Source organism: Dongia sp. agr-C8 (assembly GCF_054658695.1).
The window spans coordinates 489,016-506,798 of the sequence record NZ_BAAGHZ010000005.1; the positions used below are offsets into that span (position 1 = coordinate 489,016).

Below are 17,783 nucleotides of genomic sequence, written 5' to 3' on the forward strand. Positions count from 1 at the left end.
CCATGCCGATCGAGGTGATCCTGCCCAAGGTCGATATGGACATGGCCGCCGGCACGATCAGCCGCTGGCTGGTGAAGGACGGCGATAGGGTCAAGAAGGGCGCGACGATCTTCGAGATCGAGACCGACAAATCGACCATGGAGGTCGAGTCGCCCGGCGACGGCACGATCGGGCAGATCTCGGCCCGGGAAGGTGCGGTGGTGCCGGTCGGCGTCGCGGTCGCCTTCATCTTCGGCGAGGGCGAGGATGCGGGCGCCATCCGCCTTCCCGCTTCTGCGCCCGCAAAGGCAGCGGAAGCGCCGGGGCTGCAGGTTGCCGTCTCGGAGATCGCGGTCCGTTCCACGGGTGACTCGTCGAAGCCGCGCGCGACCCCGCTCGCGCGACGCATCGCGCGCGAGCAGGGGCTTGATCTCGCGGCGATTGCAGGACAGGGACCGCGTGGGCGGATCCGCGCCGAAGATGTGCAGGAGCATCTCCACCGGCCACAGCCGGCGCCGGTTTCGGATGACTATGTTCTTGTCCCGATCGACAGCATGCGGCGGACCATCGCCGAACGGCTCACCTTGTCCAAGACCACGGTGCCGCATTTCTATCTCTCCGCTTCCTGCGACATGGAGAAGCTGCTGAAGCTCCGGGCCGAGATCAACGCGGTCGAATCGATGCCGAAGCTCTCCGTGAATGACTTCATCGTGAAGGCGCTGGCGCTCGCCTTGCGCCAGGTGCCGGAAGCCAATGCGCGCTGGAGCGACGACGGTATCCGGCAGTATCGGGCGGTCGATGTCAGCGTTGCCGTAGCGGTCGAGGGTGGGCTGGTGACGCCGGTGGTGCGCGCCGCCTGCGCGAAGTCGCTCGGCGCCATTGCCGCGGAAGTGAAGGACCTCGCCGCGCGGGCCAAGGAGCGCAAGCTGCAGCCTGCCGACTATGCCGGCGGCACCACCACGCTCTCCAACCTCGGCATGTTTGGGGTCGAGCGCTTCGCCGCGATCATCAACCCGCCGCAGGCCACGATTCTCGCGGTCGGCGCGGCGACTCGGCGGCCGGTGGTGGTCGGCGAGGGGGTCCGGGTCGGCACGCGGATGGATTGCACCCTTTCCTGCGACCACCGGGTGGTGGACGGCGCGGTCGGCGCCCGGCTGCTCGCCGCCTTCCGCGACCTGGTCGAGACCCCGCTGCGGCTCCTCGTATAGCCCCGGCAGGCTAGGATGTCGCTCGGTCCATATGCTATTGAATCGGGGGGTTCGCGAACGGGACGCCGCGAGAGGATTGGGGATCGAATGCCGCGAGATCAGTCGCAAAGCGGTAAGGAGTTGCGCCGGAGCGGGCGGCTGGCGCGCAACCGCATCCGCATCGCCTGGATGTATTACGTCGAGGGCCTGACCCAGAACGAGATCGCCGAGAAGCTCGATATCGGCCGGGTGACCGTCGTCCGCAACATCAACGAGGCGCTGAAGCAGCGCGAGGTGAAGATCTGGATCGAGGGCGACATCGCCGAATGCCTCGATCTCGAGAAGCAGCTCCGGCAGGCCTTCGGCCTCGAGGAGGCGGTGGTGGTGCCCGAGCCCTCCGATCCCGCCAACATCGCCCGGTCGATCGGCGTCGCCACCGGCATGTTCATCACCGACCACCTGCATTCCGACATGTCGATCGGCGTCGGCTGGGGCACCACGCTGCACGACGCGCTGCAGACCCTGGCGCCGAAGGATGTCGAGAACCTCAAGGTGGTCTCGCTGATGGGCGGCATCCTGCAGGCCCGCTCCTACAACCCGTCGGAGTTCGCCTGGCAGTTCGCGCGGATCACCGATGCCGATTGCTATCTGCTCCCCGCCCCGGCTCTGGTCGATTCGCCGGCGACCCGCACCGCGCTGATCGAGCGCTGCGGCTTGAGCGACGTCTTCAAGCGCGCCGAGCGGCTCGACATGGCGGTGATGAGCGTCGGCTATATCGCCGCGAGCTCCAGCACCTTCAAGGTCAACCTGGTCTCCGAGAGCGAACGCGCCGAGCTGGTGCGCGCGGGTGCCGTGGGTGACGTGCTCTGCCATTTCTACGACCGCGAGGGCAAGATGGTGAACCACTCGGTCAACGACCGGGTGATGTCGGTGCCGATCCAGACCCTGAAGAAGGTGCCGCGGCGGGTGATCGCGTCAGGCGGCTCGGAGAAGGTCGAGGCGCTGCTGGGCGCGATGAAGCTGATCGACTGCAACGCGCTGATCACCACGGAGGCGACGGCGCAGGAACTGCTAATCCGAAAAAAGTAGGCTGCGGGGTTTCAACCGCAGTCGGGAGGAGTGCTGATGAAGTACGATTTCTCGTCGACCGGATTCTATACGTTCGACTGCCTGGGCTGGCCCTTCACCGCGGTGCCGCCGGGGGGTGGCTGTTATTTCATCGACGAGCTCACGCTGGCCGTTTCGGGCGCAGCGGGCACGGCGGCGATCGCGGCGGCGAAGATGGGGCTGAAGACCCTGGCGGTCGGCGGGGTCGGCGACGATCTCATGGGCAAATGGGTGCTGGAGCGGCTGGGGCATTTCGGCGTCGATGCCTCGGGCATGCAGACCATCAAAGGCGGCAAGACCTCCTCCTCGATCGTGACCACGCGGGCCGACGGCTCGCGGCCCGCTTTGCATATGAAAGGCGCCACCGGCGACTTCTATGTGGACGACACGCTCTTGGAGCAAGTCACCGACGCCAAGGTCGTGCATATCGGCGGCATCGGCCTGACCGAGACCATGGACCGGCGCGGCCGCAACGCCGAGCTCATGCAAGAGGCGAAGCGCAAGGGCGCCATCACCACGCTGGACGTCTTCGCCACCTCGCCGGACGACATGAAGGCGGTGGCCGAGGTGCTGCCGCATGTCGACTATTTCCTGCCCTCGATCGAGGAGGCGCGGGCGCTCTCCAACATCGAGGACATGGAGCAGGCCGCGCGCTTCTTCCTCGACCTCGGAGTCCAGTGCTGCGTCTTCACCCTCGGCGGCGACGGCGCCTATTACCGGCATTCGAATGGCACGCGCTTCGCCCTGCCCGCCTTCGACATCGACGTCAAATGCACCTGCGGCTGCGGCGACGCCTTCAATGCCGGCTTCGCGGTGGGCTTGTGCCGCGGCATGCCGGCGGAGACCGCGGTCAAGTTCGCCCAGGCGACCTCGGCGCTGAACGCGACCGGGCTGGGCTCGCAGGCCGGGGTGCAGTCGTTCGAGCACACCTGGGCCTTCATGCAATCGACGCCGGTGAAGCAGACGGCGCCGCTGGCGGTCGCCGGTTAGCAGCCTCGTCTCAACACAGACGGCTTCGCTCGGAAGATGTGGCGCCGGATCCGCTAACCCTTTGCCGCGGAACGCCAGACGCCGCAACGCGGGGCAAAGAGAGCGTCGATTCCGTCTGTGTCCGGTCTGCGTTGCGCGCTCCGTCCGCGTCCGGTCTGTGTTGTGCGGTCTGTCTGCGTCCGTCTGCGTGGTGCGATTCCGTCCGGGTCCTGTCCGGGTTGCCTGCCGACGGGACCACGCGCCGTGCCAACAGCGCCTGTCCACTCCAAGCTGAGAAAGACACATCAAGCCTCTGACAAGACAGGCTTTTGCCTCAGGCGCGGCAGCGGCGATGGTCGATTCCGTACATGCACTGTCCATGCAACGCGTGGCGTGGCAACCCGGCACGCCTCTCGGCCGCGCCGTTCGGGAAAGCATTCACACTGTCAAACAGCGCGGAGAACAGGCGTGAATTATACCACGATCGGTCGCACTTGTCGCCCACTGGAGCATATGCCTGAATTCGGGAGTATGCAGCGGGGGTTGATAGCACGCTCGACCCTAATTGCGCGACTGACGGTCGGCGCTATCCCGGTTCGTCCCTCGAACTGGCCGCGTCAGTGTGAGAGAAGAACCGGCAGCTTTGGGTGAGAGATGACGGTTCTCGTGGCACCGCCCAGAACGAAGTCGCGCAGGCGCGAGTGCCCGTAGGCGCCCATCACGAGCAGGTCGATCCGATGCGTGGCGGCCCACTCTTCGAGTACCTGGCCGATGGGCCGGCCCGCCGCTTCCTCCTCGTCGAGGACTGCAGTGATTCCGTGGTGAGACAGATGGCGCGCGAGCTCGGTACTTGAATTTCGTGTATCGATGGCTTTCTCCCGCGTGACCATGACGACGCGCACGGTCTTGGCCCGCTTCAAGAGCGGGAGAGCATCGGCGACCGCTCGCGCGGCGGGTCGGCTGAAGTCCCAGGCAATGCCGACAACGCCGCCATACCAGGCTGCCGGACCTCGTGGGACTTCAGGCAGAATCAACGTCGGCCGGCCTGAACCGAATATGACGGATTCCGCGACATAGTGCTGGAGGCCCATATGCTCGTCGACGGGGATGATCGTGATGTCGTGCATTCTGGCATGGTCCGTCACGATGGCTCCCAAATGCGCGTTCGCGCAAGATTCGATCTTGTGATCGTTCGCGACCGCCCGGCTCGTCGCGAGAGACTTGAAGTCGGCCGTCAGCTTCCGGGCGTTGTCGGAGCTCTTCTTTTCCTCCGACGCAATCATTCCCGGGATATCCAGGACGATGTTCGCGAGTGCGTTTCCGACGCGCGGAATTTCGATCTTGAAGGTGAGCCCCGTCAGGTGCGCTCCCTGGGCCTTGGCGAAGTCAACCGCCTGTTCGATCACAGCCGTCGGCGTCGGTTCGGGATAGCTGCTCACCTGCAGCAGGACGTCTTTGAAAGCCATTCCACTCTCCTCGCGGTCTGCCGATGTCAAGGTGTCCAACGCGCCGTCACGCCGGCTGCTTCAAGCCATAGTCCGCCGGATTCAGATTGAGCGCGCCACAGATGCTGATCAGCGCTTCCCGTTCGCTGGCATCGAACGCCTGATCGGCCGTTGCGATCGCATGGCAAGCGCGCAGAAGAGGTATCCCGACCTTCTGGTCCCGGCCAACGCGTCGGATCAAGTCGAGGGCCCGGCGCTTGGCATCCGCGGGGCCAGACTCGAACCATCCGGTGGCGGTTTCAAAAGCCTGGGTCAAGTCCCGCTGGGGAAGGAACCGGAGCGTGGCGAACCGGGGGATGATGCTCCGCACGCGCAGCCGCTCTTCCTGCGTGACCTTTCCATCGGCATAGGCGACGAGCGCGAATCCGGCCATGACCGCTTCAAGAACTGCGTCGGCGTCTGGCTCGCTGAGATCGATCAGGGCGTCGTCGATGGATCGCTGCAATTCATTCGCTTGTCGCGGCATGGGATCTCCTCGGCTGCAGATGAAAGGGGGATCGAACGGAAATTGGTTGATGCGGCGACGGAAGGTCGATCATCAACGGCAGCAGCGCGCGACCCGCGCTGCTGAGCTCGCCGTCAGGGGCGAGGGTTGAGAACGGAGCCGCAAGCAACTGTGAATTGGATTTGGGGTCACTGAGCGCAGTCAATCGGGGCGCATCCTCCAGGTGCTTGCATGCAACGCGAGCAGGTGAAGGATCCGACATCGCGGCTTGGCAGCCGCCAGAGGGGCCCGGATCCGGCAACGGGATATGTAATCTTGCGCCGCCGCCGTTCAAGCCAGCCGAGGTGCGGCGCTATCGCGCGCGTGGGTTCTCGCGCCGGGTGCGTCCAGCGGCACTTCCGGTCACTTGAGGCAGATCAAGTCATCGCAACGGCGTCCGTTCTCTCTGGCGATCACTGCGTGAGGTTCGAATCGCGCACGTCAGAGCGCTATCGCGCTGCGCGCCTTCGGCACGCGCCCCCTCACCCAGCTGCGGCTAAGCGCACTGTCGTTCGCTAAGCCTTCGCAACCCTCTCCCACGAGGGGAGAGGGGGATCTACGAGGTAGCGCCAGGGAGAGACTGCGCGGCTAATACAGCGCCTTGATGGCGGCGAGTTCGGCTCCGAGCTTCTTGGCGTCGTCGCGGGCGATCAGTTGCTCGATCGCCGGCAAGCGCGGGGCGATGAGGGCGGCGACGATGGCGAAGAACTGGTCTTCGTCGATCTCGTCGGTGGGCTTGCCCTGGTCGCCGAACAGCAGCGCGATGCCGGCGACGGCGGCGATGCTGACATTCGGATCCCTGGTCTTGGCGAGCACGGATTTGGGGTCGATCGTGCCGACTTCGACCACCGGCGCGGCACGCACCAGGGCGATCAGCGCGCGGGCCATGAAGGCGGTGTCGGAAGTGTCGGGCTGTTCGGCGGCGGCGAGCGCGCGGCGCGCGGCGTCGATCCGGTTCTCCAGCACGAGGTAAGGCGGCTTGGCATAGCGCTGCAGGATGTGCAGGGCGGCGCGGTAGAAATAGGCGTTGAAGAGCGCGTTGGCGGTGAAGCTCTGGCTGCCGATCGCCGCCGCGATCTCGCGCATCATGTTGCGGTTGAAGGGCGAGGGCAGGACCCGCCAATCCGGCGCCAGCAAGGCGGCCGCGGCGTCGCTCGACCAGTTCATCACCTTGTCGGCGATGCGGGCGTTCTGGGCGATGAAGCCGGTGATGAGCGAGGTCGGGGCGTCGGCGGGCAGCAGCCAGGTCGGCTTCTTGCGCGCGTTGCCCTGCCCGGCCGGATCGTCGGCGGTCGCCAGCTCCTGGACGAAGTAATGCGCCGCGCGCAGGCCGTCGCGGGCATTGGCGGCCATGCTGGCGGCATGGGAGCCGAGGGAACCGGGGATGGGCATCTTCGGCAAAAGGGACATGGCTCGATTCATCCTTTCACGGCGCCCATTGTCAAGCCGCGGGAGAGGTGGTTCTGGATCGCGATCAGCAGCACCAGGACCGGCATGAAGGCGAGGAAGGCGACGACCGAGATCGCGTTGTAGATGATGCCGTCCGAGCCGCCGGTGAAGTTCGCCAAGGCCACCGACAAAGTGTAGGCGCTCTTGGTCGAGGCGATCAGCAAAGTGAACAGAAACTCGTTGATCCCGAAGATGACCGCGATCACCGCCGCGGTGATGATGCCGGGCAGGCACATCGGCACGATGATCAGCACCAGGATCTTCAGGTCCGTCGCCCCGTCGGTCCGCGCCGCGTCCTCGATCTCCGCCGGGATATCCAGCATGTAGGAACGGATGATCCAGGTGACAAGCGAGAGATTCATCGCCGCGTAGACCAGCATCAGCGCCCAGACCGTGTCCAGGAGACCGAGATTGCGGAACAGGAAGAAGATCGGGATCGCCACCACAGCCGGCGCCATCATCCGCGTGGAGAGGATGTAGAAGCCGATATCCTCCCTGAGCTTGAAACGGTAGCGCGCCAGCGCATAGGCGGCCGGGATCGCCAGCAGGAGATCGATGACCACGCTGCCCAAGACGGCGACGATGGAGTTCCGGAGGTAATAGGCCATCGGCCAGTCGCTCCAGATCATGTTCCAGGCGTCGATGGTCCAACTCGGCCAGTAAATGGGCTGCGGCAGGATGATCTCGGTCCTGGGCCGGAGCCCGATCGAGAGGAACCAGAGGATCGGCAGGACGCAGAACAGAGCCCAGGCGCCGAGGATGGAGAGGCGCAGAATCTTCGAGGGGGCGCGATGACGGAGACTCTTCATCTCAATCCCGTCCTGAGCGGAAGAACCGCTTCACGAAGGTCTGGGCGAGAATCACGGTCGCGACCAGCAGCACCACCGAGGCGGCCGAGGCGTAGCCGAAGTCGAAGCGCTTGAAGCCGGTGCGATAGATGAAATAGCTGACCGTCTCGGTGGCGCCGCCGGGCGTGCCGCCGGTGATGATGAAGACCGAGGTGAACATGGTGACGATGTCGATTCCGCGTAAGACCAGGGCGACGGCGACGATCGGCTTGATCAGCGGCAGGGAGATGTTGAAGAAGATCTGGCTCCAGCGCGCGCCGTCGAGGCGCGCCGCCTCCTCGATCTCCATATCCTGCGATTGCAGGGCGGCGACGAAGATGATGAACAGGAACGGCGTCCACTGCCAGACGTCGGTGATGACCAGCGACAGCCGCGCCAGCCAGACGTTGCCGAGGAAGTCGAGCGGGCTCGAGATCAGGCCGACGCCCATCAGCAGGTCGCTGACGATGCCGCCGTCGTTGAAGGCGAGCTTCCAGATGAACGCCACGGCGGAGGGCATGAACAGCATCGGCAGCAGGAAGACGATGCGCCAGCCGCGCACCCAGGGATCGCGATAGGCAAAGGCCGCCAGGGTCATGGCGATGACGAATTGCAGCGCCAAGGCGCTGGCGCCGATGACGAAGGTGTTCCAGAGGCTGGCCCAGAATTCCGGATCGCTGAACAGCTTCTCGTAGTTGTCGAGGCCGATGAAGGTCCAGGAGGCGAACTTCACCCGGTAGAAGCTCTGCACCATGGCGTAGATGCCGGGATAGAGCGTGATCCCGAGCAGGTAGACCACCGCCGGCATGACCAGCAGATAGGGGAACATCTTCCGCCGCAGCGGTGAGCGGCGGCGGTAGAGGCGCGGACGGGCGACCGAAGCCGCCCGTCCTTGATGATTGGCAGTCGCAATCGACATGCTGGATTATGACACTTCTAGACCGGCGGTGTCTTGCCCTTGCCGATCCAGCCCGCATCGGCCACTGCGGCGAAGTCGATCGGCGGCTTGCCGCCGTAGAAGCCGTTCTTGTCCATGATCTCCTTCCAGGCCTTGGCGCCGGCATCGAGCGCTTCCTTGGGCGAGGCCTGGCCGACGATCGCCTTGTTGAGCTCGTTGCCGAGGGCCTGCTCCATCTCGAACATGCCGGGCAGGCGCGGGGCGCACCAGGCGTAGTCGAGCTCGGTGGCCCAGACCTCGGCGGGCTGGGAAACCTTGCGCAGGCTGGCGTTGTTCAGCACCGAGCGGTAGCCCGGGGCGACGCCGTTCGCATTGGCCTCGTTCATCGCCATGATCGAGGCGGTGGTGAGGAAGCCCAGCATCAGGAAGGCAGCCTCGGCATTCTTCGAGGTCGCGGTCACGACCGAGGTCGAGCCGGCGATGTTCGGCGGCGCGAAGCGGCCGCCCTGGACGCGCGGCTCGTAGATCGTGATGACGTCGTCCACGATCTTGCTCTGGTCCGGACGCGTCGCCTGGGTGCCGGAATCCTGCCAGGAGATGTTGGTGGCGAGCTGGCCGCCGAGCCAGGCGGCGCGGTTCTCGCCCCAGCCCCAGCCGGCGACGCCCGTGGGCCCATTCTTCTGCAGGGCGATGATCATCTCCAGCGCCTTCACGCCGGCATCGCCGTTGAAGACCGGCTCCCATTTGTCGTTGAAGAGATCCATGCCGTATTGCGCGGCGACATGCTCCCAGGTGTAGGTCGACCAGAAGCCGCGCGCGGCCATGAAGCCGACGCCGGCCACGCCCTTGCTGGCGTTGTTCAATTCGCCGGAGAGCTTCAGCAGGTCGTCGTAGGTCTTGATCGTGTTCTTCGGATCGACGTCGCCGCCGGTCACTTCCTTGAAGTATTTCGACCGGACATGGATCATCTGGATGTCGCAGTCGAAGGGAATGCCGTAGAGGCCCTGCCCGCCCCAATAGCCGTAGTTCAGCTTGTAGGTGTCGTAGAAGTCGTCGAGCGGCAGCTTCCACTTCTCGGCATAGTCGTCGAGCTTGGCGAGGAAGCCTTGGCCCGCGAAGTCGCCGAGCCAGGGCGAGAAGAATTGCAGCGCGTCGAAGCTCGCATTGCCGGAGACGAACTCGGCCACGACCTTGTCGTAGAGCGAATCATCCGGGATCGGCACCAGCTCGACCGTGATGCCGGAGAGCTGCTCGAACGGCTTCAACCCGTCCTGGGCGGATTCCGCGTCGGCGGCGCCGATGGCGAATTTCACCGTCTTGCCGGCGTGTTCGCTGCGGACCTTTTCCCAATCGACGGTGCGGATCCAATCCTTCTTCGGATCCCACAGCAGCTCGTCATCGGCGAGGCCGTATTGCTTGCGGTAGTCGGCCTTCACGTATTTGCCGACATTGATCTCGGCCAGAACCTTCGCGGGATCCGGCAGATCGGCGGCGAAGCCGCGGCCGATATTGAACAGCGAAACGCCGCCGAACCCGGCGGCGGCGCCCAGGGCGGCGCCAGACCTCAACACTGACCGCCGCGTGAGCAGCGATCCCCCTTTCCTCGGCATGTTTATCCTCCCAAGCTGGCCTGATTGGGCCGTTTTCTCGCGCCACGAGACCAGACGTGACACGGGCCATGGTGACCTTTTGGCGGGCTGCCATGTGCCGGAATGCGCCCGCGCTTTCGCCTCAGACAATACTAAATGCCAATCTGAAATTCAAATGTCTCATTTTGATATCTGTGAGCTTTTGCAGCAATTTCGCGGATTTCAACGAGTTGACGGCGTTTTGGCAGAGGTTTCGGGTCCGCCGCCCCTTGAGCGGACTGAGTAAAATGTTAAGTTGAATGCCATTCTGTATCTGAATTTGCCGAACTGGCTCGATCGCCCCGGTCCGGTAAGATGCGGCCGAGCCTGTGGGAGGAGCGATGCTGACGCCATTGATGCCGGAGATGCTGAACGAGGCCGGCCTTGCCGAGCGCGCCAAGCGATTCCGCACCGTCGCCGCCTCCTTTCATCGCCATGCCGCGCTGCTGTTCAAGGGCAGCGCCTTCGGGTTCGAGATCGACGACGAGGCCCTGGCCCGGGCCTTCGGCGAATGGCGGCGGAATTTCGATGAACTCAAGAATCAGGTCGAGACCGACCGGCGCGACCTCCTGATCTTCGCCGGCGGGCTGATGCTGAAGGAACTGTTCCAGCATCACCCGATCGAAATCAAGCCGCGCGGCGTCGAAGTCTTGAAGAGCTTCCCGGAAGCGATGACCGCCTGGCCCGAGGGCTATGCCTATGCGAGCTATTGCTTCTCGGTGGTCGCCGCGGTGATCGCGCAGGAAGGCCATGCCGCGCTGCTTCCGGCGGCGAGCGCCGAGGAGCGGCAGTTCTGGACCTCGTTCCGCGAGAACGTGCAGGAAGACGCGCGCACCGCGATCGGCTTCTTCGACCTGCTCTGCGGCCTCACGCCGAACTGGGAGCTGCCGCTGGAGCGGCGGGTTCCGGTTCCGGGCTGACGAGATCCGCTTCCCAGCCGAACACGCTGCGGCCGCCGCGCATCGGCGATTGGGCGCGTTCGTTGGCGATGAAGGCGTCGACGCTGGGGCCCGAGACCAGGCCTTCGAGCTTGCGCGCCTGGTCGTCCAGCCGCTTGAGCGCCCCCAGTTCCTCGTCACGGCCGAGCTTCGCCCGCTGCACCGCGTTCTTCAGGATCCGCAAGGTCTCGTCATAGACCCTGAGCGGCACCGGATAGGGATGGCGGTCCTTGCCGCCATGGGCGAGGCTGAAGCGCGCCGGATCGGCGAAGCGGCAGGGCGCGCCATGCACCACTTCCGCCACCATGGCCAAAGCCTGCACCGTGCGCGCGCCGACGCCGGGCGTCAGCAGCAGATCGGGGAAATCGGCCGGGCCGCGATCCGCCGCCGCGGCCAAAGTCGCGTGCAGGCGGCGGCCGATGATGTCCTCGGCGCGCACATCGTGATGCGCCGGCATGATCAGGTAGGGCAGTTGGCCCTGGGCCGGGGTCTTGCCCTCGAGCTTGGCGATCTCCAGCGCGATCCGGTCGGGGCCGAGATCGGAGAGCAGATTCAATTGCGCGGCGCGCGAGGCGGCGGCGCGGCGGTCGGCGAGGTTGACGAGGACACCCTGGTTGCGGCCCTCGATCGCCGCATGCGGATCATCGACGAAGCTGCTGAGGCCCTCCGAAAGCCAGTGATAGCGGCGCGCGAGCCGCGTGCCGCCGTTCATGCCCTGCTGCACCACGGTCCATTGCCCGTCCGCCGCCAGCACGAAGCCGTGGAGGTAGAGATCGAACCCGTCCTGCACGGCGGCGCTGTCGACCTTCGCGACCAGCCGGCTGGTGCGCGCCAAGGCGGCGCCATCGACGCCGATGCGCTCGCCGATCGCGGTCAGCTCCTGCGGCGTGCTGCGGGAATGGCTGCCGCGGCCGCCGCAGACATAGAGGCCGAGTTCGTTCTGCCGCGGGCCGAGGCCGCGCTTCAGCGCGCCGATCACGCTGGTGGTGATGCCGGAGGAATGCCAGTCCATGCCCATGACGGCGCCGAAGGACTGGAACCAGAAGGGATTGGCCAGGCGGCGCAGGAACTCGGTCCGGCCGCAATGCAGGATGATCGCCTCGGCGACGACGGTGCCGAGCTTCGCCATCCGCGCCGCCAGCCAGGGCGGCACGCGGCCGTTGTGCAAGGGAAGATCGGCGGTGCCGGCGCGTCGGGCCATGGCGCGAGTCTAGCGCCGGAACATAGATGGAACAACAATCTTTGAAGTCGTCATCCCCGGGCATGACGGCTAAGCGAGCCCGGCGATGACGACCTAGAAGCGCGTGCACGATTGAGCGACACTCGCGCCGCATATCGATTCGGGCAGGGAGACCAGCGTGAGCATTGCACCTTTCGGCGAGGCGGACGGCAAACAGGTTCAGGAAATCCGGCTGAAATCCGCGGCCGGTGCGGAAGCCTCGATCATCAGCTTCGGCGCGAGCCTGCGCGACTTCGTCGTGCCGCTGGCCAACGGGCAGAAGCGGCGCGTGGTGCTCGGCTACGAGACGCTGGACGGCTATCGCAGCGGCCATGCCTCGATCGGCGCCACCTGCGGCCGGGTCGGCAACCGCATCGCCAACGGGCAGTTCACCCTGGCGGGGAAGAGCTTCCAGCTCGCCAAGAACGAGAACGGCAAGACGCATCTCCACGGCGGCAATGTCGGCTATGCGAAAAGGGTCTGGGAGGTCGCCGATCACACCGACAGCAGCGTCAGCTTCCGCCTGCATTCGCCGGACGGCGAGGAGAACTATCCGGGCAACCTCGCGGTCTTCTGCATCTACCGCCTGCTGGAGCCGGCAACCATCCGGGTCGAGATGACGGCGACCACCGACGCGCCGACCCTGGTTAACCTGGTCAATCACTCCTACTTCACGCTCGCCGAGAATACGGAGATCTGGGACCACAGGATGCAGGTGGCCTCGGGCTTCATCACCGCGCTCGACCCCGACCTGATCCCGACCGGAGAGATCGTGAGCGTCACCGGCACGCCGTATGATTTCCGCAAGCTGCGGCCGATCCGCCATGGCGATGGCAAGCCGTTCGACTACGACATCAACTTCGTGCTCGACAGCCTGCCGCCGGTCGGCCAGCCGGGCGACGTCGCGGTCAAGGTGGTGTCGCCGACGGGAGACCTGACCCTGGAATGCGCCACCGACGAGCCCGGGATGCAGCTCTATACCGGCGCGGTGGTGCGGCATACCGCGCCGGGCGTCGCCGGGCAGAAGCATTTCCCCCATGCCGGCTTCTGCCTCGAGGCGCAGCGCTTCCCCGACGCGATCCACAACCGGCATTTCGCGCAGGCCACGCTGCTGCCGGGCGAGGTCTACCGCCAGGTGACGGAATACCGCTTCAAGTAGACCCGATAGGACCGGCTGGGCGGCGATGCTGATCACCTGGTACCCACCGCCGCTGCCCGGCCTCGGGCGCGACGCGCCCGGCAGCCCCGCGGGCTATCTGCGGCGGCAGTGGATCCGCGGCGCCTGGCGGCGCGGCAGCTGGGCCGACCGAGCCTGCTTCGTGGTTGCGATCATCCTGTGGTGGCCGAGCACGATCCTGCACGCGGCCTATCTGGCGATCCGCCTGGGGCCGAGCCGGGCCAGGACCAGCGGCAAGTCGCCGCTCCGCCAGTTCCTCGAGCAGATCGCGGTGGCGGCGCGATGGATGGTGCCGCCGCTCTGGTACTACACCTTCGAGTTCCATGACGACGAACGCCGGGCGCATGCCGCCGATTACCTGCAGCGGGTGCAGGTGAAGCCCTTCATCTATCGCTGGCTGGTCGATCGCAAGCAGCGCCGGGACAAGGACGTGCCCTTCGCCAGCAAGGTCCATTTCTCCAGGCTCTGCCGGGAACGCGGCTTGCGCGCCGGCACGGTGATCGCGATCGTCGGGCCGAAGAGCCTCGGCTTCGTCGACCCGGCCATGGCCAGCCTGCCGCCGCGCGACCTCTTCGTGAAGATCAAGCTCGGCCGCGGCGGCCGCGGGGCGGAGAAATGGAGCTACGCCGCCGGCCGCTATCGCGACGCCGAAGGGCGGAGCCTCACCGAGGCCGAGCTGGTCGAACACCTGAAGCGCCGGGCGGCGCTGGAGAAACGGGTGATCGAATATCACCTCACCAACCACGCCGAGCTCGCCGACCTCACGACCGGCGCGCTGGCGACGGCGCGGATACTGACGTTGCGCGACGAGAACGGCGGCATCGAGGCGACGCACGCCGTGTTCAGGATGCCGCAGCGAGCGGGCGCCCTGGTGGACAATATCCATGCCGGCGGCATCGCCGCAGCGGTCGAGCTCGCAACGGGGAAGCTCGGCCGCGCCACCGATCTCGGCGTCAGCGTCGATTCCGCCTGGCACGCGCGGCATCCGGCGACCGGGGCGACGATCGAAGGCCGCATCCTGCCGCTCTGGCCCGAGGCGCTGGAACTGGCGAAACGCGCCCATGACCTGATCGGCGACCGGGTGGTGGTCGGCTGGGACGTCGCCATCCTGGACGACGGTCCCTGCCTGATCGAAGGCAACGGCAAGCCGGATGTCGACCTGATGCAGCGCCCGCACCGCGCCGGGCTCGGCAATTCCCGCTTCGGCACGCTGCTGCAGCATCATTTGCAGAAGGCGCTCGCCGGCGACACCCGCAACGGCCGGCGGCCGGATCAGCTCGGGACCTTCAATCGCTAGGCGGCTAGGCTAGAACCTGTATCCGACCAGGAACATCGTGGACGGCTGAAAGTTGGTTTGCGATACCGGGCTGGCCGCCGCGTCGCCGACCAGCGCGCCGAAGCTCGCTTCGGCGCGCATCCACCAGTTTTCGTCGATCAGGTACATGCCCGATACTTCCAGATCGATGCGCTTGATCCCGGCATCCGCGTCGAAGCCCGACAGGCCGGACCGGCGGGACTGCCGGTCGGTTACCCCGAAATAGGACTCCATGGAGTTGCCGTCGGCCCAAGTTACCGAGGGGCCAATTGAGAAGGTGAACTGGTCGATCGGCACGGAATAGATCACGCCGAACTTGGCGGTCAGTCCGTCACCGCCGCCGACGGTCTTGTCCAAGGCGAGATTGATCTCGACCGGCTCCAGATTATAGGCGAGATCGAGGCCGAGCACCGCGCCGGCGCCGATGTCGCCCAGGCCGTGGAGATGCCGGTCGTCGCTCGAATCCCGCCCGAGGTCGTAGCCGAGGCGACCCTTGACGCTCAGACCCTCGTAGTCCCAGGCATTGATGGTGACGCCCCGGGTATCGACGCTGACATAGGGTCCGAAATCCGCGGAGATCCACGGAATGGGCATGATCTTGAAATCGTCGGCGCCCTCGAACTTCGGCTCCACCCGAAAGCCGGCGCCGAGAGAGACGTTCCATTCCTGCGCCTGCTGCTCGGCACTCTCGAGCCATGACGGCGGGGCGGATGGTGCCTGCGGATCGTCGGCCTGCGCCGCGCGCCCATGGATGAACGCATAGGAAAGACCGAGCACCAGCATCAGATACTGCCTGGGGCGGAGTGGTTGAAACATTCATGAATCCCTTGAAGAAACAAGCGAAGCGGTCATCGCCGCCTGGCTGCGGCGAATGCACCGGAGGTCTTGCGAGACGCGATCAGGGCGCGGCGGTCGGCAACGTCCCGCCTTGGTCCCCGGGAAGTCCGCCGGCTTTGCCTTCCGCGACGAAGGCTTCGCGCTGTTGCGCCGAGAGGCTGCGCAAGGCGGCGTAGTAGTCGACCGAGTTCTTCTCCAGATCGTCGGTCACCGGCAGCAACCGGGCGCGGCCATCGACAGCGTTGGTCGCGGCGCTCACCGTGCGGACAGTCTGCAGTCCCGGGGCAAAGCCCATCGGATCGCCCAGCATCCCAAAGGCCGTGCCGGCGGTGTCGCGCAGGTTGGAGGGTCCGAAGAGGGGAAGCTGCACGCTCGGTCCGGGTTCGACGCCCCAGACGCCCAGGGTCTGGCCGAAATCGGCATCATGCGCGGGCAGGTCCCAGTCGCTCGCCACGTCGAACAGCCCGGCACCGCCGACCGTGGTGTTGACGGCAAACCGCTGGGTCGTGTTCCAGGCGCGGTCCATGTTCCCTTGCAGCACATCATTCACCAGCACGAAGGGCTGCTTGAGGTTTTGGCCGAAATTATGCACGCTGTCGCGGACGCCGCCCGGCACATAGTCCTGGTAGGCGCGCGCGACCGGCTGCAGGGCGTTGCGATCCACCCATTGGTTACCGGCGAAGATGACCCGGTTGGTCGGCTCCGCCGGATCGTTGGCTTCCTCATAGGCTTCGCGCGCCACCGGATCGGTCGGCACCTCGGCGCAGGCACCCAGGGCGAGCATCGCGGCGAGAACGGCGAGATTGCTGGAGAATGATCCTGTCTTGGCTTTCATCGAACGGCCCCTGTGCTTGCCTCTCTGATCGGGCAATCTTCGCCGCGCCAGGTTGCTCCAGCATTGCGGCGCGCGATGGAGCGCCGGAATCTTTGCGCGATTCTGCTGCAAGGTCGGGGTTGTCTCGGCCTTGAGGCAACCATGTGCTGCATCTCTGCATGATCATCTGCAGGCCGGCGGCGTCGCGCGGACGATCGTTCCCGCGGCGGGCCGGCAGCTGGGAAGGCTCGAACGCCGCTGCGGGCCGGACCAGGTCCATTTCGAAGACCGCGGCGTGGAGGCGGCGGAGGTCCCGCGGATAGCGCAGGAGCTTTGCCGCGTGCAGCCATTCCTGCAGACGGTCGACCGCCCGCGCTATGGATTCGAGATCGGCGTCGCGTAGCGACCGCGCGGCATGTCGCATGAGGCTGTAGAAGCCGTGCCGCCAGAGCCGGCGAAAGTCGGTCCGCTCGGGCAGCTCGATGATGTAGGTCGGCGTGCCGGAATGGCAGGCATCCAGTATCATCGAAGCGCTGTCGCCGGTCACGAAGACGGCGGCTGATTCCCGCAGCAGCGTCGCGTAGGGGTTGTCATCGCCGCCCTGCACCCAGCGGTAGACTATGGGCGCCTCAAGCTCTCCTTCCACGGCGGCAAGCAGCCGGGGCGGCGTGCGGCGAGAGGTCGAAACGATTACCGTGCCGCCCGACCGGGTTGCCGCCAGCTGGGCGCGCAACGCGACCTGCCTGAGCGCGGCTTCGCCGTCGACGAACTCATTCACGCGCCCGCCGAGCAGAATGGTAAACCATGGCTTAGGGCCGATGGCCTGCGCGGCGGGCGCCCGCGGGCCGATCTCGGTCCGCACACGCGAGATCGGAATCGGCAGGTGGATGACGTTCGCGCGCTCCGGCAGCAGATATTGCGGCGAGGCGACAACCAAGTCGTAATCCGCGAGTGCCGCGTGGGCGCGACCGATCGTGACCACCTTCGACCGGCCGCCGGACTGCCGCCTGATCCAGAAGGCGACATCGTCGCCGCGTCTGCCGCTGCAAATGACGAGGCGTGGCCATGGCGCCCGCAGACTGATCGAATGACGCAAGATCCGGCCCCGCATGCCTTCGCGGAGGAGTTCCTTCAGAATCACCCGGTCCTGCGCCCGGCCGGATGCCGGCCAGTCGAGAAGGATGCTGTGAAAGGGATGGCCGAAGGCTTCTGCCAGCGCCAGACATTGCTCGTTGTCGCCCACCGCATGGGTGAGGAGAACCCAGATCTCCGGCCGGTGGTCGAGATCGAAGAGATTGAACACTGCGTGACGCCTGTTAACCATGCCCGAGGAAGCACTCCGGCTCGGCCGAAATCTTTCCGCAGCGCATTGCGGTAACATTGCGGGCCGCTCGGACATCCGGGACTATTTGCGCAATGTTCCCGCAACGATTTGGATCGATACCCTCAG

16 protein-coding genes are annotated in these 17,783 nt (G+C 65.8%); 6 read left to right on the top strand and 10 right to left on the bottom strand.

From position 1 onward, the window contains the following. The first annotated feature begins 2 nt into the window (after positions 1 to 2). The 3 genes from ACYQ4T_RS26585 (at position 3) to ACYQ4T_RS26595 (ending at position 3,263) form a co-directional block, all read left to right on the top strand. Positions 3 to 1,187, top strand: coding sequence for a 2-oxo acid dehydrogenase subunit E2 (locus ACYQ4T_RS26585; protein ID WP_459859662.1), 1,185 nt, complete (start codon positions 3 to 5; stop codon positions 1,185 to 1,187). Positions 1,188 to 1,274: 87 nt separating this feature from the next. Continuing rightward, positions 1,275 to 2,255, top strand: a complete 981-nt coding sequence (locus ACYQ4T_RS26590; protein WP_459859663.1) for a sugar-binding transcriptional regulator — start codon at positions 1,275 to 1,277, stop codon at positions 2,253 to 2,255. A gap of 36 nt (positions 2,256 to 2,291) precedes the next feature. Beyond that, on the top strand, positions 2,292 to 3,263 hold the full coding sequence (locus ACYQ4T_RS26595; RefSeq protein ID WP_459859664.1) for a carbohydrate kinase family protein: 972 nt from the start codon (positions 2,292 to 2,294) through the stop codon (positions 3,261 to 3,263). Positions 3,264 to 3,859: 596 nt separating this feature from the next. Here the strand turns inward: ACYQ4T_RS26595 and ACYQ4T_RS26600 are convergent. From ACYQ4T_RS26600 to ACYQ4T_RS26625, 6 genes are all read right to left on the bottom strand, one after another. Then, positions 3,860 to 4,708, bottom strand: a complete 849-nt coding sequence (locus ACYQ4T_RS26600) for a universal stress protein (RefSeq protein WP_459859665.1) — start codon at positions 4,706 to 4,708, stop codon at positions 3,860 to 3,862. A 46-nt stretch (positions 4,709 to 4,754) separates the two neighbouring features. Next, complete coding sequence (locus tag ACYQ4T_RS26605; RefSeq protein ID WP_459859666.1) at positions 4,755 to 5,213, bottom strand: tellurite resistance TerB family protein; 459 nt, start codon at positions 5,211 to 5,213, stop codon at positions 4,755 to 4,757. 606 nt (positions 5,214 to 5,819) lie between these two features. Further along, positions 5,820 to 6,641, bottom strand: coding sequence for a hypothetical protein (locus ACYQ4T_RS26610; RefSeq protein WP_459859667.1), 822 nt, complete (start codon positions 6,639 to 6,641; stop codon positions 5,820 to 5,822). 8 nt (positions 6,642 to 6,649) lie between these two features. After that, positions 6,650 to 7,489, bottom strand: coding sequence for a carbohydrate ABC transporter permease (locus ACYQ4T_RS26615; protein WP_459859668.1), 840 nt, complete (start codon positions 7,487 to 7,489; stop codon positions 6,650 to 6,652). Between the two features lies 1 nt (position 7,490). Next, on the bottom strand, positions 7,491 to 8,426 hold the full coding sequence (locus ACYQ4T_RS26620; RefSeq protein ID WP_459859669.1) for a carbohydrate ABC transporter permease: 936 nt from the start codon (positions 8,424 to 8,426) through the stop codon (positions 7,491 to 7,493). A 17-nt stretch (positions 8,427 to 8,443) separates the two neighbouring features. Further along, positions 8,444 to 9,976: an ABC transporter substrate-binding protein gene (locus ACYQ4T_RS26625; protein ID WP_459859670.1), complete on the bottom strand. Its 1,533-nt coding sequence runs from the start codon at positions 9,974 to 9,976 to the stop codon at positions 8,444 to 8,446. A 398-nt stretch (positions 9,977 to 10,374) separates the two neighbouring features. Between ACYQ4T_RS26625 and ACYQ4T_RS26630 the strand changes: the two genes are divergently transcribed. Next, complete coding sequence (locus ACYQ4T_RS26630; protein WP_459859672.1) at positions 10,375 to 10,953, top strand: hypothetical protein; 579 nt, start codon at positions 10,375 to 10,377, stop codon at positions 10,951 to 10,953. Here the strand turns inward: ACYQ4T_RS26630 and ACYQ4T_RS26635 are convergent. Next, the gene (locus ACYQ4T_RS26635) at positions 10,901 to 12,172 is read right to left on the bottom strand and encodes a DUF763 domain-containing protein (protein ID WP_459859673.1); all 1,272 of its coding nucleotides are present in this window, start codon (positions 12,170 to 12,172) and stop codon (positions 10,901 to 10,903) included. The genes ACYQ4T_RS26630 and ACYQ4T_RS26635 overlap by 53 nt on opposite strands. A 157-nt stretch (positions 12,173 to 12,329) precedes the next feature. On the opposite strand from ACYQ4T_RS26635, the gene ACYQ4T_RS26640 reads away from it, so the two are divergent. Beyond that, positions 12,330 to 13,349, top strand: coding sequence for an aldose epimerase family protein (locus ACYQ4T_RS26640; RefSeq protein ID WP_459859674.1), 1,020 nt, complete (start codon positions 12,330 to 12,332; stop codon positions 13,347 to 13,349). 25 nt (positions 13,350 to 13,374) lie between these two features. Next, positions 13,375 to 14,664 (top strand): sugar-transfer associated ATP-grasp domain-containing protein, encoded by a 1,290-nt coding sequence (locus tag ACYQ4T_RS26645; RefSeq protein ID WP_459859675.1) that lies wholly within the window; start codon positions 13,375 to 13,377, stop codon positions 14,662 to 14,664. Between the two features lie 9 nt (positions 14,665 to 14,673). Here ACYQ4T_RS26645 and ACYQ4T_RS26650 read toward each other — a convergent pair whose 3' ends face one another. The 3 genes from ACYQ4T_RS26650 to ACYQ4T_RS26660 all read right to left on the bottom strand — a co-directional run bounded on the left by ACYQ4T_RS26650 (position 14,674) and on the right by ACYQ4T_RS26660 (position 17,636). Then, positions 14,674 to 15,498 carry a MipA/OmpV family protein gene (locus ACYQ4T_RS26650; RefSeq protein WP_459859676.1) on the bottom strand — a complete coding sequence of 275 codons (825 nt, stop codon included), beginning with the start codon at positions 15,496 to 15,498 and terminating at the stop codon, positions 14,674 to 14,676. 82 nt (positions 15,499 to 15,580) lie between these two features. Next, complete coding sequence (locus ACYQ4T_RS26655; RefSeq protein ID WP_459859677.1) at positions 15,581 to 16,354, bottom strand: MlaA family lipoprotein; 774 nt, start codon at positions 16,352 to 16,354, stop codon at positions 15,581 to 15,583. Beyond that, positions 16,242 to 17,636: an ELM1/GtrOC1 family putative glycosyltransferase gene (locus ACYQ4T_RS26660; protein ID WP_459859678.1), complete on the bottom strand. Its 1,395-nt coding sequence runs from the start codon at positions 17,634 to 17,636 to the stop codon at positions 16,242 to 16,244. The genes ACYQ4T_RS26655 and ACYQ4T_RS26660 overlap by 113 nt, the downstream gene beginning before the upstream one ends. Positions 17,637 to 17,783 lie beyond the last annotated feature (147 nt).